The sequence below is a fragment of the Synergistota bacterium genome (assembly GCA_025060595.1).
Classification (GTDB): Bacteria; Synergistota; GBS-1; order GBS-1; family GBS-1; genus 42-11.
This window is the reverse complement of sequence record JANXBX010000008.1, coordinates 14,755-30,281: the sequence shown is the minus strand read 5'-3', so window position 1 is coordinate 30,281 and position 15,527 is coordinate 14,755. Positions and strand designations below refer to the sequence as shown.

At 40.3% G+C, this 15,527-nt stretch carries 18 protein-coding genes and 1 tRNA gene; 10 read left to right on the top strand and 9 right to left on the bottom strand.

All coding sequences use genetic code 11. The annotated features are described in order from the left end of the window. Window positions 1-4: 4 nt before the first annotated feature. Window positions 5-697 (top strand): DUF4198 domain-containing protein, encoded by a 693-nt coding sequence (locus tag NZ900_06655; protein MCS7233770.1) that lies wholly within the window; start codon window positions 5-7, stop codon window positions 695-697. Window positions 698-768: 71 nt separating this feature from the next. On the opposite strand, the gene NZ900_06650 is transcribed toward NZ900_06655, so the two are convergent. Beyond that, complete coding sequence (locus NZ900_06650) at window positions 769-1,377, bottom strand: class I SAM-dependent methyltransferase (GenBank protein ID MCS7233769.1); 609 nt, start codon at window positions 1,375-1,377, stop codon at window positions 769-771. Between the two features lie 107 nt (window positions 1,378-1,484). Between NZ900_06650 and NZ900_06645 the strand changes: the two genes are divergently transcribed. From NZ900_06645 to NZ900_06635, 3 genes are read left to right on the top strand one after another with little or no spacing between them, the layout of a single operon-like run. Next, window positions 1,485-2,366, top strand: coding sequence for a fumarylacetoacetate hydrolase family protein (locus NZ900_06645; protein ID MCS7233768.1), 882 nt, complete (start codon window positions 1,485-1,487; stop codon window positions 2,364-2,366). Window positions 2,367-2,424: 58 nt separating this feature from the next. Then, a complete protein-coding gene (locus tag NZ900_06640) occupies window positions 2,425-3,315 on the top strand; it encodes a glycyl-radical enzyme activating protein (protein MCS7233767.1) in 891 nt (296 codons plus the stop codon). A 5-nt stretch (window positions 3,316-3,320) separates the two neighbouring features. After that, the gene (locus NZ900_06635; GenBank protein ID MCS7233766.1) at window positions 3,321-5,771 is read left to right on the top strand and encodes a glycyl radical protein; all 2,451 of its coding nucleotides are present in this window, start codon (window positions 3,321-3,323) and stop codon (window positions 5,769-5,771) included. A 226-nt stretch (window positions 5,772-5,997) separates the two neighbouring features. Here NZ900_06635 and NZ900_06630 read toward each other — a convergent pair whose 3' ends face one another. From NZ900_06630 to NZ900_06595, 8 genes are read right to left on the bottom strand one after another with little or no spacing between them, the layout of a single operon-like run. Next, window positions 5,998-6,402, bottom strand: a complete 405-nt coding sequence (locus tag NZ900_06630; GenBank protein MCS7233765.1) for a hypothetical protein — start codon at window positions 6,400-6,402, stop codon at window positions 5,998-6,000. Beyond that, window positions 6,399-6,650: a hypothetical protein gene (locus NZ900_06625; GenBank protein ID MCS7233764.1), complete on the bottom strand. Its 252-nt coding sequence runs from the start codon at window positions 6,648-6,650 to the stop codon at window positions 6,399-6,401. The genes NZ900_06630 and NZ900_06625 overlap by 4 nt, the downstream gene beginning before the upstream one ends. Window positions 6,651-6,660: 10 nt before the next feature. After that, complete coding sequence (locus tag NZ900_06620) at window positions 6,661-7,104, bottom strand: hypothetical protein (protein ID MCS7233763.1); 444 nt, start codon at window positions 7,102-7,104, stop codon at window positions 6,661-6,663. 34 nt (window positions 7,105-7,138) lie between these two features. Then, complete coding sequence (locus NZ900_06615) at window positions 7,139-8,281, bottom strand: FAD-binding oxidoreductase (GenBank protein MCS7233762.1); 1,143 nt, start codon at window positions 8,279-8,281, stop codon at window positions 7,139-7,141. Further along, window positions 8,278-8,562 (bottom strand): (2Fe-2S)-binding protein, encoded by a 285-nt coding sequence (locus tag NZ900_06610; protein MCS7233761.1) that lies wholly within the window; start codon window positions 8,560-8,562, stop codon window positions 8,278-8,280. Before NZ900_06610 ends, NZ900_06615 begins: the two co-directional genes overlap by 4 nt. Further along, window positions 8,552-9,049, bottom strand: a complete 498-nt coding sequence (locus NZ900_06605) for a 4Fe-4S binding protein (GenBank protein ID MCS7233760.1) — start codon at window positions 9,047-9,049, stop codon at window positions 8,552-8,554. Before NZ900_06605 ends, NZ900_06610 begins: the two co-directional genes overlap by 11 nt. Beyond that, window positions 9,042-10,148, bottom strand: a complete 1,107-nt coding sequence (locus NZ900_06600) for an NAD(P)/FAD-dependent oxidoreductase (GenBank protein MCS7233759.1) — start codon at window positions 10,146-10,148, stop codon at window positions 9,042-9,044. Before NZ900_06600 ends, NZ900_06605 begins: the two co-directional genes overlap by 8 nt. Then, window positions 10,145-10,453, bottom strand: coding sequence for a (2Fe-2S)-binding protein (locus NZ900_06595; GenBank protein ID MCS7233758.1), 309 nt, complete (start codon window positions 10,451-10,453; stop codon window positions 10,145-10,147). The genes NZ900_06600 and NZ900_06595 overlap by 4 nt, the downstream gene beginning before the upstream one ends. A gap of 366 nt (window positions 10,454-10,819) precedes the next feature. Between NZ900_06595 and NZ900_06590 the strand changes: the two genes are divergently transcribed. From NZ900_06590 to larA, 6 genes are all read left to right on the top strand, one after another. Next, entirely contained in the window at window positions 10,820-11,389 is a 570-nt protein-coding gene (locus NZ900_06590) for a nitroreductase family protein (GenBank protein ID MCS7233757.1), read from the top strand. A gap of 52 nt (window positions 11,390-11,441) precedes the next feature. Continuing rightward, window positions 11,442-11,520, top strand: a tRNA-Pro gene (locus NZ900_06585). Between the two features lie 56 nt (window positions 11,521-11,576). Next, a complete protein-coding gene (gene rsmA, locus NZ900_06580; protein ID MCS7233756.1) occupies window positions 11,577-12,446 on the top strand; it encodes a 16S rRNA (adenine(1518)-N(6)/adenine(1519)-N(6))-dimethyltransferase RsmA in 870 nt (289 codons plus the stop codon). Between the two features lie 45 nt (window positions 12,447-12,491). Then, entirely contained in the window at window positions 12,492-13,535 is a 1,044-nt protein-coding gene (locus NZ900_06575) for a C-terminal binding protein (protein MCS7233755.1), read from the top strand. Continuing rightward, entirely contained in the window at window positions 13,535-14,233 is a 699-nt protein-coding gene (locus NZ900_06570) for an RraA family protein (GenBank protein ID MCS7233754.1), read from the top strand. Before NZ900_06575 ends, NZ900_06570 begins: the two co-directional genes overlap by 1 nt. 1 nt (window position 14,234) lies before the next feature. Next, window positions 14,235-15,518 carry a nickel-dependent lactate racemase gene (gene larA / locus NZ900_06565; GenBank protein ID MCS7233753.1) on the top strand — a complete coding sequence of 428 codons (1,284 nt, stop codon included), beginning with the start codon at window positions 14,235-14,237 and terminating at the stop codon, window positions 15,516-15,518. Window positions 15,519-15,527 lie beyond the last annotated feature (9 nt).

Sequence of the window (15,527 nt, the reverse complement as noted above, 5' to 3'; positions counted from 1 at the left end):
AAAGTTGCGCTTACTGTTAGCGGTACTGCTGGTATTTACTATTACGGGTGTAGCATGGGGACACGACGTTTGGTTTATACCAAAGGGAAATCTTTTCCTTATAGCCTATGGACACGGAAACGATCTTGAAAAGTACGATGTCAAGAAGGTCAAAGAGGTTAAGGGTTTTTCCCCTAAGGGAGAACCTCTAGGGGTAAAGCTGATCGAAGGAGATGGCGAGGTAGCTGTGAGTTTGACTGATTCCTCTAAAAATCTGGCTATTTTAACCGTTTTCTTCGACAATGGTTACTGGGTAAAAACGCCTGAGGGATGGAAAAACATGTCAAAAGTTGAATACGGAAAACCTGTTGAGGACTCCTCTCATCCATTAAAGTACAGCAAACTAATTTTAAGTTGGAGTGAAGCATCTCTAAAACCGGTTGGTTTAGAGTTTGAAATAATACCTTTAAATCAACCTATAAAAGACAAAGAGCTTGGACTTCAAGTGTTGTACAAGGGGAAACCCACGCCCGATGTAACAATCGAAATCCAAGGTTCAGATAAGACATTTAAAACGGATAAGAACGGCACGGTTATCATAACCGGTATAAGGGAAGGTTATAACGTAATAATAGCAAGCACAAGGATACCCCTGGAGGATAAAACACATGCGGATAGACTATCCTTATCTTCAACCTTATGCTTCGAGCTAAAATGAAATTATAACTTATATATGCTGTCTTTCCGGCCACAATCTTGTAAGATTGTGGCCGGAGACTGAAAATGAAATTATAAATTTAGTCTTGGATTCTCAACCTTTACACCAACGACAAGATACTTGTCCTCATCGTCTATACTTTCAAGGATTTCCAATCCATTCTTTTTAAATAAAAGAGAAATCTCTTCTGCCGAAGGAAGGATATCATCCTTGGTTATCTCATTCATAGAATGAATCCTGCGGATATCTTCTCTCCCCAAGGTATGAACTATAGCAAATATTCCCCTCCCATCAAGAAAATTAACGAGATTTTTGATTGCCTTTTCCTTATCCTCAAAGTGAGGAAAGGAGGAGTAGCAGATTATAGCATCAAAGTTTATATCAAACCTATAACTTTCCGCGTCACCCCAAATGTAAAGTATTCCATCACTTCCAAACTTCCTCCTAGCTATAGCAAGCATCCTTTCAGCTATATCCATCTCAACTATCAAGGAGGGCATAAAAAGCTTTCTTAGGAAAGGTATAAGCACGCCAGTTCCAGAACCCACATCTAGTATCACGCTTCCCCTTGGTATAGGTAGCCGAGAAAGAAGCTGTTCCAGCTTCTCATAGGATATATCTTGTATCTCATCCCATTTATCAGCCATCTCGTTAAAGAAGGTCCGAAGCTTTTCCTTCACAGCGTGACACCTCCATTAAAATTAATAACACGATTTAAAAAAATTATAATACCATGCTAGATAAAGATCAATACGATATAATAGAAGAGAGAAAGGAGGGTTCAAGCTTGAAAATTGTACGTTTCATTCTCAGGGATGAGGTTCGTCTCGGTGTCTGGGTAAACGAAGAAGTTATAGACATAACCGAGGCGAAAGATGATAAGTATCAGAGCATATTAGATTTATCTATTGATGCAAAAAGGAAAAATAGAAGCATTGGGGATCTTCTGAAGGAAATAATAACTGAAAATCCTCAAGGTCTCAAAAGGTTACCATTCAAAAACCTCAAGATCATAAAACCCATAGACCCTCCTGAGGTTTGGGGAGCAGGAGTAACCTATAAAAGAAGCGAAGAGGAAAGAGAAAAAGAAACGGGTATAAAGGGAATATATAGTATGGTTTATAGGGCAAAAAGACCGGAGATATTCTTTAAAGCTACAAATCATCGCTGTGTAGGCCCCGACGAGGAAATAGGGATAAGAGGAGATTCTAATTGGAGCGTACCAGAGCCAGAGCTTGCTTTTGTACTTGGATTCGATGGAGAAATAATCGGTTTCACAGCAGGAAATGATGTATCTTCAAGAGATATAGAGGCAGCAAATCCCCTTTACCTTTCCCAGGCCAAGATATTCGAAGCATGCTGTGCAATAGGTCCATCAATAGTTACCGTTGACGAGGTAGGCCTTGAACCTAAACTCAACATAGAATGTAGAATATTTAGAAACGGAAATATGATATTCGAAGGAAAAACTAGCACAGAGCAGATGAAAAGAAGCATAAGCGAAATAAGAGAGTATCTTTTAAAGTATAACCCTGTTCCTCCAGGAAGCGTATGCTTAACAGGAACAGGGATAATCCCTCCCGAGGATTTTTCGTTAATTGAAGGAGATATAGTAGAGATAGAAATAGAGAAAATAGGAATCTTAAAAAATAAAGTTAAATTACTTTAAAATTAAACGCCAAATTCGATTAGCATTTAAAAAAAGAGGTGTCTTTTAAACGAAAGGGCTGATTTTCGACATTAAAAGGTATACTATTCACGATGGCCCAGGAATAAGAACAACTGTATTTATGAAAGGTTGTCCCCTAAATTGCTGGTGGTGCCATAATCCTGAAGGTATATCAAGAAAAATAGAAATAGCTCACCTTGAGTATAAGTGCCTAAGGTGCAAAGGTTGCCTTGAAGCTTGTCCTTTGAAAGCCATAAGCTTTAGCGAGAAAAAGGTATTAATCGACCGCAACCGATGCAACGGTTGTGGAATATGTGTAGAAGCATGTCCTACAAGCGCTCTTAAGAAGATCGGAAAAGTAATAAGTATCCCAGAGCTTATAGAAGAGGTAGAAAAGGATTTACCTTTCTATGATAGCTCAAATGGAGGTGTAACTTTCTCAGGGGGAGAACCGTTAGCACAACCTGAGTTTTTAGCGCAATGTTTAAAAGAATTAAAGAAAAGATATATAAATACCATAGTGGATACCTCCGGTTATGCCCCGAGGGAAAGCCTTGCGTTGATCCTTCCTCACACAGATCTATTCCTCTATGATATAAAGCTTTTTAACTCTAACGAACACAAAAGATATACAGGTGTATCAAACGAAATCATAAAAGAGAACCTTAAATTTTTGTTAGAAAACGGAAAGAAGACCATCCTAAGACTTCCAGTAATACCTGGGATTACCGATAGCCTTAATAACGTTAAAGAGTGGGTAAACTTAATATCTAAGCTTGATGGAATCCTAGAGGTAAACCTCTTACCCTATCACGAGGTCAGTGAAAAATATCAGAGGCTAAATAAAGAATATAAAATGAAGCTAAATTTAAAAACAAGCGAGGAAACCTTAAGCTGGATACGAGGAGAGTTCGAGAAGATAGGCTTAAAGGTTAAAATCGGGGGGTAAAAGATATGGGTGAGTTTGTGTCTAAAGTATGTGAAGAGAAGATCGGAAGGGAGATCAAAAGGCGTAGATCCCCCATAAAACCAGTTAATGAAAGAATTTCAAAACTAAGGAATGAAAGCGTTGAAAAAGAAGTTAAGATTTCCCTTGAAAGGGCAAAACTTATAACCGAGTTTTACAAAAGCGATCTTCCGAAAGGGAAGTCAATCCCGATTCAAAGAGCTTTATTCTTTAAATATCTCCTTGAAAACTGCTCAATACCCTTAGAAGAAGGAGAACTTATAGTGGGCTTGAGAGGAACAGGAATAAAGGAGGTTCCAACCTATCCTGAGATTTGTGTTCATAGTTTAGAGGATTTAGAAATATTAAATTCAAGGGAAAACATGCCTTATAAGGTAAATGAAGAGGTCAAAAAAGCTTATAAAGAAGAGATAATCCCTTTCTGGAAAGGCAAAGATATGAGAAACATCATCTTTGAGAATCTCCCTAAAGAGTGGATAAACGCCTATGAAGCAGGGATATGGACGGAGTTTATGGAGCAAAGATCTCCAGGCCATACTGCAGGAGGAGAGAGAATTTTTAAAATGGGGATCCTCGACATAAAGGAGGAAATAAAGAAAAAGATAACCGAACTTAAAGAAAGCGATCCAGACTACTACGAGAAGATGGAAGAATTGAAAGCCATGGATATAGCAGCCGATGCCATAATGATTTATGCTGAGCGTTATGCAAAAAAATTAGAAAAAACGGCAAATGAAGAAAAGGATCCAGAGAGAAAAGCAGAGCTTGAAAAAATGGCGGAGATATGCAGATGGGTACCCGCACATGCTCCAAGAACTTTTTGGGAGGCTCTTCAACACTACTGGTTTATTCATGTGGGGGTAACTTATGAGACCAACCCCTGGGATTCCTTTAATCCTGGAAGGATAGATCAACATCTTTATCCATTTTACAAGAGAGATTTAGAGGAAGGAAGGTTAACAAGAGAAAGGGCGAAGGAACTACTCCAAGCCTTTTGGCTTAAATTTAATAACCAACCAGCTGTCCCAAAAGTTGGAGTTACAGCGGAAGAGAGCTTTACATACAATGATTTCTCAAAGCTAAACTTCGGTGGCCTAAAGGAGGATGGATCTGATGGAGTTAACGAACTATCTTACCTTTTCTTAGAGGTTTTAAGGGAAATGAGAACATTACAACCGAACACTGCGGTTTTGATAAGTAACAAAAACCCAGATAGGTTTCTAATAGAGGCCCTAAGGGTAGCTTCAGATGGCTTCGGTGAACCCCCGTTTTTCAACTTTGATGGAGTTATAGTGAAGATGTTAAGACAGGGGAAAAGCTTAGAAGATGCAAGAACCTCTGGGGTAAGCGGATGTGTTGAAACTGGTGCCTTTGGAAAAGAGTGTTACATATTAACTGGATACTTTAACCTCCCAAAGATACTTGAGATAACATTAAATAATGGAACTGATCCCTTAACGGGCAAGAGGATAGGATTAGAAACTGGCGATCCCAGAGATTTTAGAAGCTTTGAAGAGCTATGGAATGCCTTTCTAAGACAAGTAAAGCATTTCTTAGATATAAAAATGAGAGGCAACGATATAATAGAAAGCCTTTACGCCAAGCTTCTTCCAGTACCATTCTTATCCTTATGGATAGATGACTGTATCAGAAACGCAAAGGACTATAACGCAGGAGGAGCAAGATACAACACTCAATACATCCAATTAGTTGGACTTGGAACCTTAGCTGACAGCCTAGCTTCTATAAAGTATCATGTCTTTGACAAAAAGAAAATCTCCATAAACACACTCTTAGATGCTTTAAGATCTAACTGGAAAGGTTATGAACTACTAAGGGAGGTTTTACGCAACCCTGAAAAAACTCCCAAGTTTGGGAATGATGATGATTATGTAGATGAAATAGCTAAAATGCTAGTAGATTCCCTAGTAGAAATGATTGAAAGCTATCCACCCTCCTCTATAAGGAGAGCCCAAAGAAGGGTTTACTTTTTACCAACCACAGTTCATGTTTATTTTGGAAAGGTAACTGGAGCCACTCCTGATGGTAGAGAGGCAGGCTTTCCTGTATCTGAAGGGATATCACCCGTTCAAGGAATGGATAGAAAGGGTATAGCCGCAGTTTTTAAAAGCATAGCTAAATGCGATTGGGACAAAACTGGAGGAGCCTTACTTAACCAAAAGCTAACGCCTGATCTCTTTGAAACCGAAGAAAATCTCTTTAAGCTTGCACAACTTATAAGGACTTTCTTTAGGCTTGGTGGACATCACGTCCAATTTAATGTAATAAGCGCTGAAGTCTTAAGAGAAGCTCAGAAAAGACCTGCAGACTTCCAAGATCTAATGGTTAGAGTAGCAGGTTATAGCGACTACTTCGTTAACCTACCAAAGGGATTACAAGAGGAAATAATAGCCCGCACGGAACATAACAAGGTATGAAAACTTAGGGGCTATCCCTTAAGGGATAGCCCCTATTAGTTTCTATCTTGATCGAGAGTTTCTCCTCTTTTCGGCCTCAAAGGACCTTTTAATGCACCAACCTAATCCTCCAAAGACGAGGATAAAAACGATAACCATCATTAAGACCTATATCTAGCTCACCCTCTTTCCGCTTTTAGAGATTTTGGTATTATTTAATGGTTTAACCCAACCCGCAAGCTTATTATTAAGAGAATAAATTATTATAAAGGCAATAGCCCACTGAAAGAGCATAGTTCCAACAGTATAAGTAATATTTATCAATTGGAAACGGCATATACCACTCTCCTGGATACCAAGTTATCGCCTGGTAAATCCACCAACCAACAATTATAAAGAACCAAACCGGGAAGAGATATATTAGCTTCCAAAGCCAAGGAACATCTATATCAGACACGGGACGTATATATTTTTCATATATCTTATCTACACCCTTTTTAATTACACCATACCAGAAGAACATACCGCTTATAAGCAATCCTACGCCACATACCCAGTCCTGATTCTCAAGAATATAAGCCTTATAGGAAGAGGGCAATCCCAAAAGCGTGTAACTATACCTACAACCAACGCAGCTTTGGTGCGCTCTCAACCCGCATCAATTAAAACCCTGGTTGCAAGCTCAAGCATGGAAAGAAGCGAAGACAAAGCTGCAAAGATTAAAGCCAAGAAGAATATAGCAGCAACAATACTTCCACCAGGCATTTGGGCAAACAGGCTGGTGAGATGAATGAAAGCAAGACCAGTGTTCCCAGAACCTACAACCTTCATTGGAATGACAGCTAAAGCAGCTAACAATGCAGCAGCAGTATCAGCAAAACACGTTAAAGTGCAGTTCAAGGCTATATCTTCATCTTCCCTTGAATAGACATAGAATAAGCATTACAAATAGAGATGGGATCATTACTTTATTAGCAAAAAAGATCATCATTTGAGAGGAAGAATTTACAAAATTATTCCATAGAGCTTCCGTATTCACGCCAGGACTTATAACACCAGTTAGGGCATATACAAAATACCTAACGCAATACCCCATAACTACAGCATAGTAACAAGCTATAGCGTAAGAAATCCAACCTACAAAGCCTCCCATCCAAGAATATCTCTCTCCTAAAAACTCTTTAAAGGCGCCAATTACTCCTCTCCTTGTAGCCTTTCCCCAAACCGCCTCAGCCATAAGAAGCGGTATGGCCCAAAGTATAAAAGCGATAATATAAACTAAGACAAAAGAGCCACCACCATTCGCGGCACTTATCCTTGGAAAACGCCAAATATTTCCGGTACCTACGGCCATACCTACAGCTGCCATCATGAGGCGACAAAAATATTTAAACCACAGCAGGTTCTTTGATCAGGTTTCCTCTCTCAAATCTTCTATAGTTTAGCATTTCCACTGGTATAGAGCTTTCTCCATTAAGTATAAGTTCTGCCAAGACCTTTCCGGTTATCGGACCAAACATAAAGCCATGACCACTAAAGCCCGCTGATATGTAAAATCCCTCTATCTCGTCTATTCCCCCTAAGATAGGTTGAGCATCTGGAGACATCTCATAGGAACCTGCCCATTGTCTAACAACTCTAAGCCCACTTAAGGCTGGTAACAATCTCACAAACTTTTTTGCCATCTCCTCGAGAAATCCCCAAGTAGAGTTAAGTGCATGGCTTCTTAAATGCTCCTTAGGTCCATAACCCATTATGAAACTTCCATGAGGTCTTTGCTGAACGTAGAAGTTCCCAGAAAAAGACATAAGCATAGGCTTTGAAACCCTTTCTATAGGCTCAGTAACAAGTATCTCGTGCCTTTCAGGATATATCGGTATGTCTACTCCAACCATTGCCGCTACTTCCTTAGCATAAGGACCAGCGCAATTAACTACCACTTTAGTTGAGATATATCCTTTGTTTGTAATAACACCTCTAATTTTCCCATTCCTCACATCTATACCTATAGCTTCAGTGAAACTACATATCTCCACTCCAAGCCTTCGAGCAGCCTCAGCATAAGCGAAAGTGGTTAAAAGAGGATCCGCATGTCCATCTCTTTGGTGAAAAGTAAAGCCTACCACCCCTTCCGTATTCAGAAGGGGACATAGCTCCTTAGCTTCTTCTTCCGATATAATCTTTGACTTTATACCAAGGCTATTTTGAAGCTTCACGTTTTTCTTAAGCTGTTCAAACTCGCTCTCCTTATAAGCTATTATCAGGTAGCCTCCTTGATGCAAATCTATATCCCTTCCAAGCTCCTCAGAGAGATTTTCAAATATCTCTATAGAAGCTATACCTAAGCGACAGTTCATCTCCGTTCCCCATTGAGCCCTTATACCTGCAGCGCATCTCCCAGTGGAACCGCTTGCAATGGTATTCCTTTCAAGAATTACTACGTTTTTACAGCCCATCTTAGCTAAGTTATAAGCTATAGCACACCCTTGGATTCCTCCACCTATAATAACAACATCAGCGCTCTTTCTCATTCCCCCTCATCCTCGCCTTGAGCGAGGACCCCAAGTTTAATAGGTTTAATAGGAGGCCTAAAGGTAGGCATCGGTACCTCATCTATCCTTTTACCTGTCAAGCGAACTATCTCCCTTATTATAAGATCCCTGCAGGTCCTCCCTTGACAGGGCCCCATACCAGCTCGAGTAATCCTCTTTATTTCATCAACTGTAGCATATCCTTTCTTTATAAGTTCACGTATCTCACCCAATGTTACATCCTCACACCTACAAATTACGATATCCTTCTCATCTGCCACCATTCCTCACCACCCTTATGTGCCTTACTTCCATCGCAAGCTCTTTAGGAACCGCTACAGAAATAACCTTTGTACCATCTTTGAAGGGCTCAAAAACATGAAGAACCTTACCCTTCGAAACGACAATCCCTTCTCTGTTTAAACACTCTACAATTTCTCCCTTTTGAGGAACGGGAAGAAACTCATAAGGAAGTTTAACGATCGCTTCTTTGTCAGAATAGGTCATGTCAACAACGAAAACAGCCAGACCCGGACACTTAGCAACACAAAGGGCACATCCTGTACACTTATTCCAATCTACCCTTGGAAGATCATTTATATCTTCAAACTCTAAAATAGCTCCCGTTGGACAAGCTGTATGACACGGATCGCAAGGGATCTTTTGAAAGCATTCAACTATAACAACAGGCTTAGAGTTTAGAATTTCTTCCGGAGGTGTCACTTCCTTTATCTGTTCAGGAGTAGGTACGCCCGTTTTCTCAAGCATATTCTTGCACTCCTTCCACAGTAGCCCTTGGAAGTCCCTGTCTTATCTTTTCAGTTACGGGACCCTTCCTCAAAATCTCAAGCTGCATCCAAAACTTGTTAAATCTCTCTTCAAAATCGGGCAACTTATATCCTAAGCTTGCTGCAGCACATAAACCAGCTATTCTACCTTCAATCATTGCTGTAGAGGCCTCCTCTATGGCAGCAGCATCTCCTGCAACATAGAAATCCGGATGTGAAGTTCGCATCTCCTTATTCCTTACGGGAACATAGCCTCCGAGTTCAGGAATATACCTCATCTTGCACCCCGCCTGCCACAGAAGCTCAATTAGGGGAGATAACCCAACAGCAAGACAAATAAGGTCAGCTTCTATATACTTTTCAGTCCCAGATATAAACTCCCACCTTTCATCCACTTGCACTATAGTTGCCCCCTCTACATAATCTTCACCATGTATCTCTTTAACAGTATGAGATGTATATATAGGTATGCCTATCCTTCTTATCTTCGAAGCGTGAACTAAATATCCACCTATCTTAGGCATAGCTTCCACAACCGCTTGAACCTTAACGCCAGCTTGTGCTAGCTGGTAGCTTATTATAAGCCCTATATTCCCAGCTCCAACCATTAAAGCCTTCTCGCCAGGTTTAACTCCATAAACATTCATCAGAGTTTGAACTGCCCCAGCACCATAAACCCCAGGAAGATCACAGTTAGGAACAGGAATGGTCTTTTCATAAGCACCGGTAGCAATTACAACCTTCTTAGGCTTCACCTTAAAGTACTTTTCCTCCCCGGTTAAAGCTCCAAAAACCCCATCATCAGCGTAATACCCCGTAACAGTTGTATTAGTGATAGCTTCAAATCTATCCTTATACTCCTCGAGCTCTTGAAGAAGAAGATCCGCTATCTTGAAACCCCTTGTCCCAGCGTATTCTTCCTTCGAGCCAAAAAACTTATGCGTCTGCTTTACAAGCTGGCCACCTAGTCTAAGGCCATCATCTATTATTAAAACCTTGGCTCCTGCACGAGCGGCCTCAATTGATGCGCTTAAACCGGCAGGCCCGCCACCTACCACCAATATCTCTGTCTCTTTCAACGTATCTCACCCTTTCCAGTTTGAGTTTGAATCCTCATTCCCTCTTTAAGAGGAGTTATGCAAACCCTAACGTTAGGAACACCATTCACAACCATAAAGCAGGAGGAACACTTGCCAACAGCGCAGAAAAAGCCTCTCGGTCTTCCCAACTTTACACTCCTTCTATAAACTTTAATACCATTAGCATGAAGGGCAGCGGCAATCGGCTCTCCCTCATATCCTTCGCATTCCCTCCCATCAACGTAAAACTTGACCTTTCTACCATGCTTAAAACTCAAAATAGGATGCTCCCCTATCCATCCCACCACAAGATCACCCCTTATAAAAACTCTAAAATAAGTCGATGGGAGGGTTTCTCATGATCCCTCCCACCGACACGGAAAGCCATATCCTAATTTTATAATAAAGGGCTTTCATCAAAAACACACAAAACAAAAAGCATAATCACTTTCTCCTCTTAAATCAATATCTCCTAGAATAGCAATCCTTCAACACTTTTATATTCTACAAGAAGTTCTAAAAAAGGTCAAGTATTTTAACATATTTGTAAAATGAAGTAAAAAGATTTAATACATTTAAAACAAGGCTTTTTCAAAATGCTATATAAAACTTAAGATTATACATCTATTAATATTTTCAAGTCTGATATAATTTAAAAGGGAGGTGAGAACATGGATGTAAAAAGAGCTATAGAGGAAAGAAGAGCTTACAGATCTCTCGATAAGATCAACATACCTCTGGAAACACTTATAGACTTAGCAAAATGCGCCTCTTTATCTCCCTCTTGCTTTAACAATCAACCTTGGAGGTTCATCTTTGTGAACTCAGAGGAAAAGCTATTAGCGATGCGAGAAGCCTTATCAAAAGGAAACGAATGGGCTTATGATGCATCCGCTTTTATAGCCGTTTGTAGCAAACCAGATCTCGATTGCATGCTTAAAGACGGAAGACAGTATTACGCCTTCGATGTAGGGATATCCGTTGGAATATTGATGTTAAGAGCAACCGAGCTTGACTTAGTAGCACATCCCATAGCAGGATACTCACCGGATAAGGTAAAGGAGATTCTTAACATACCTAAAGAATATGAAGTGATAACCCTTTTAGTAGTGGGAAAACACTCGAAAGATATAAAACCAACCTTGACCGAAAAACAAATTAAAGCTGAAAAGGAAAGGCCTCCCCGCCTACAGCTTAAAGAGTTCGCTTTCTTGAACAACTTTGGAAACCCGCTTGAATAAGAGGCTCCCCTTGACTTAAAAGAAAAAAAAGTTTAAAATTTAAATTAGCGGTCGGGGCGTGGCGCAGCCTGGTTTAGCGCACCTGCATGGGGCGCAGGGGGTCGGAGGTTCAAATCCTCTCGTCCCGACCATTTAGTTTTAAAAAATAAGGACCGGTTTAACCCGGTCCTTTTTATTTAAGAAAGCCATGAAATATCTAACCCTAAAACAGATGAAGGTCCTGGCTCACAAAGTTAAATTAAGATTTAGCAAGGCTAAGGGGCAGAGCTTTCTATACGATCCCCAGCTACTGGATAAGATATGCAGAGTAGCAAATTTAGGTAAAAATACCTTCGTATTAGAAATAGGTTCGGGAATGGGCAACCTATCTCTTTTCCTATCTAGATATGCAGCAAAGGTCGTAGGTGTAGAAGTCGATGAAAAGCTATGCAAAGTACTAGATGAAGTGATGGGAAGTCAACCAAACTTTTATCTAATAGAAGATGATATTCTTAAGGTAGATCTATCTTTTTTAGAGGAAGAGAAGAAGAAATATGAGGTAAAAGTTGTGGCAAATCTCCCCTATAGAATTGCAACTGAAATAATACTATACCTTTTAGAAAAGGGTAAAGGGCTTATAGATGAACTATACCTAATGCTTCAAAAGGAGGTAGCGGAAAGAATCGCCTCACCCCCAAAAAGAAAAACCCGCGGAGCTTTAAGCGTGATAGTGCAATATTATGCAGAGGTCCAGATCCTTTTTAACGTTCCTTCAAGGGTATTTTATCCCCAACCTAAGGTTGAATCCTCCTTCATAAAACTTAAACCTTATGAAAACCCGAGAGGAAAATGGGGTATTAAGGATGAAGACCTATTTTTCAAGATAGTCAAAGAAGGTTTTAAAAGGAAGAGGAAAACCTTACTTAACAATCTCAAAGTCCTCTTCGAAGAAATCAAGCTAAAGTCTATATTAGCGGAAATGAATCTACCTGCAACGGTAAGAGCAGAAGAGCTCCCTTTAGAGGATTGGGTTAAGATAACTAATAGTATCAAAGAAAGCTTGACAAAAGAAGGTTAACCAAGTAGCCTTAAATCAGAAAGCCAAATAGGGGGTGCTTAAGATTTGAACAGACCTAATTTCAAATACAAAGTAGTAGTTACTGATTACGATTATCCAGATCTAAGCATAGAAACATCTATATTAAGAGAAATCGGTGCTGAAGTTATAGGAAATCAATGTAAAACAGAAGAAGAGCTAATAGAGGTAGCTCATGACGCCCATGGAATACTCGTTGAGTATGCAAAGGTAAGCGAAAGGGTCATATCCGAAATGAAAAACTGCATTATCATAGCAAGATATGGCGTTGGCGTTGACATTGTAGATGTAAAGGCAGCTACCAAAAATGGAATAATAGTAACAAATGTGCCAGCGTACTGTATTTCCGAGGTGGCGGATCACGCACTAGCGATGTTTTTAACAATGGCCAGGCGAATAAGGGAATATGACAAAGCTGTCAGAGAAGGAAAGTGGCATTGGGACGCGTGCGGTTATAAAATCCATAGAATTGCTGGAATGACAGCAGGAATCGTAGGCTACGGAAGGATAGGTAGCGCCATAGCCTCTCGATTAAAGCCCTTTGGCCTTAAGATCCTGGTGTATGACCCTTATGCTGATAAATCTAAGATAGAAAGCGACGGTTGTAAAGCCGTTTCCTTTGAGGAACTTTTAAGAAACTCTGATGTAATTTTTATTCAAGCTCCTCTTACTGAGGAAACGAGAGGGATGTTTAATAGAAAGGCTTTCTCCATGATGAAACAAGGGGCCTTTATCATCAACACCGCACGAGGCCCTATAATAGAAAACGATGCCTTGTATGAAGCCTTATCCTCGGGAAAGATAGCTGGGGCAGCTCTTGATGACCTTGAGGAGGAACCAGCAAAGCAAAGAAATTGGAAGCCTATAAATCCTATATTCAAGCTAAGCAACCTTGTAGTCTCACCACATGCTGCCTATTACTCTGAGGAATCCTTGATCGAAGCCAGGACAACCGCAGCCTTAGAGGTCTCCAGAGCATTAACAGGAACTTTGCCCAATAACATAGTTAACAGAGAAGTACTTAACTCGCCTAACCTCCGATTCAGGAGGAATATAAAGGAGGGATCCTAATGTGTAAAGAGGAAAAGAAAAGCTTTCCTAAGATTTTAGCTCACGCAAACGTTGATTGGGAAGTAGTTGAGGGATTCAAAAAGCTCCTTCCAACCTATAGCATAAGTTGCGTTGTGGCAGATGCACAAGAAAGAGCTGGAGTGATGCACTCTCAAATAAAGCTTATAGATCGTTCAAAGAAATTTGCTGGGCCGGCCTTAACTGTTAAACTATATCCTGGTGATCTCGTAGATCCCCTTTATGCTCTATCTGTAGCTCAACCTGGAGATGTAATCGTAGTCGATGCTCGCGGGGAAACGGAAACATCCGTATGGGGAGGACTTATGGCGAATTTATGCATGCATAAGGGAATAGCTGGTGCGGTTGTAGATGGCTCCATTAGGGATACCGATGAAATAAGAGACTTAGGATTTCCAATAGCTTCTCGGGGAGTAATTCCAAGGTCAACCCACTCTCCTTACTCTGGACGCCTTGATACTTTAGAGATAAATGTACCCATAACCTGTGGAGGCGTTATAGTAAAACCCGGAGATATCATCATAGCTGACGAAATAGGAGTAACAGTGGTTCCGCAGGAAAAGGCAAAGGAAGTTTTACTAAAAGCCCAAGCTTTAGCTGAACAAGAAGAATTAACCAGAAAAAGAATCAGGGAAGGCAAGGGATTAGAGGATCTTCTTAAGGAATTCGGGAGGCTTTAACTTGATAAAAGTTACCATACCTTTTGGCCATAACTATATAAGCGCAAACATTCCAACGGAAAACCTGATGGGAATTTACGAAGCTCCAGGGGTAGAACCAGCAAAAGATCCTATAGAAGAGATCACAAAGGCGCTTGAAGAACCCATAGGAACTCCGCCCTTATCCAAGCTAGCTAAGCCGGGTAAAAAGGTCTGTATAGTAGTAAGCGATATAACAAGACCTATACCTTACAAAGTAGTGCTACCTATTCTCCTTGAGTATTTAAATAGATGCGGAGTGAAAGACGAAGACATCACTCTTCTTATCGCAACAGGATTACATCGAGGATTAACCATAGAGGAACAAAAAAACCTTTATGGAGAAAACATCGTTAAAAGAGTTAAGATAATAAATCACGATTACAAAGATAAGTCTAATTTAGTATATCTAGGGGAAACAAGCAGAGGAACCCCTATAGAAGTTAACAGAATAGCTGTAGAAACAGATGTACTTATACTCACAGGATATATAGAGCCCCACCAGCAATTTGGTTTCACAGGTGGGAGAAAAAGCATCATGCCCGGGATAGCAAGCGAAAAAGCTGTAATGCATAACCACAATGCTAAGATGATGGACCATCCGCTTGCGGTAAACGGTGTACTAGAGGGGAATCCCCAACATGAGGATGCTATGGAGTTTGCAAGAGCGATAAGGGTAGACTTTATCTTAAACTTAGTCTTAAATCAAAATGAAAAGCTCACCTGGGCCGTAGGCGGAGATTTAGAAAAAGCATGGCTTAAAGGAGTAGAGCTTTCTAGAAGCTTCAGAGAAGTCGAACTTCCTCATCCTTGTGACGTGGCTATAACAGCAAGCGGATTCCCACTAGATCAAGTACTTTATCAAGGACCGAAGATAACATCAGCAGTTTTTAGAACAAAAAGTAAAATCATAAAAGATGGAGGAACTATAATACTGCCTATGGAGGGAACGGAGGGAATCGGACACCATCGAGAGTTTTACGAGCTAATGTGTTTAGGAAAACCTGAGGCTATAATTGAAAAGTGCTATACATCCCCGGTTAAAGATCAATGGGGAGCTCAAATATGGGCGAGAACATTAGAAAAGGTTAGAATGATAATAGTAACGCAAAAGATAGAGCCTCATATAATTGAGAAGATGGGAATCGAAAGCTGCCTTACATTGCAAGAGGCCATCGACAGAGTAATTGCTAGATATGGAAGACAGTGTAAGATAGCTGTTTTCCCAAGATCCACAACTGTACTTCCAAAGCTAGCACAAAATTAATGAGGGTAA

Bases quoted from the DNA above. Each gene is read 5' to 3' on its own strand.
- NZ900_06590 (MCS7233757.1), top strand. From the start codon at position 10,820: ATGGATGTAAAAAGAGCTATAGAGGAAAGAAGAGCTTACAGATCTCTC.
- NZ900_06620 (MCS7233763.1), bottom strand. From the start codon at position 7,104: ATGGCCGTAGGTACCGGAAATATTTGGCGTTTTCCAAGGATAAGTGCC.
- rsmA (MCS7233756.1), top strand. From the start codon at position 11,577: ATGAAATATCTAACCCTAAAACAGATGAAGGTCCTGGCTCACAAAGTT.
- NZ900_06635 (MCS7233766.1), top strand. From the start codon at position 3,321: ATGGGTGAGTTTGTGTCTAAAGTATGTGAAGAGAAGATCGGAAGGGAG.
- NZ900_06605 (MCS7233760.1), bottom strand. From the start codon at position 9,049: ATGCTTGAGAAAACGGGCGTACCTACTCCTGAACAGATAAAGGAAGTG.
- NZ900_06570 (MCS7233754.1), top strand. From the start codon at position 13,535: ATGTGTAAAGAGGAAAAGAAAAGCTTTCCTAAGATTTTAGCTCACGCA.
- NZ900_06615 (MCS7233762.1), bottom strand. From the start codon at position 8,281: ATGAGAAAGAGCGCTGATGTTGTTATTATAGGTGGAGGAATCCAAGGG.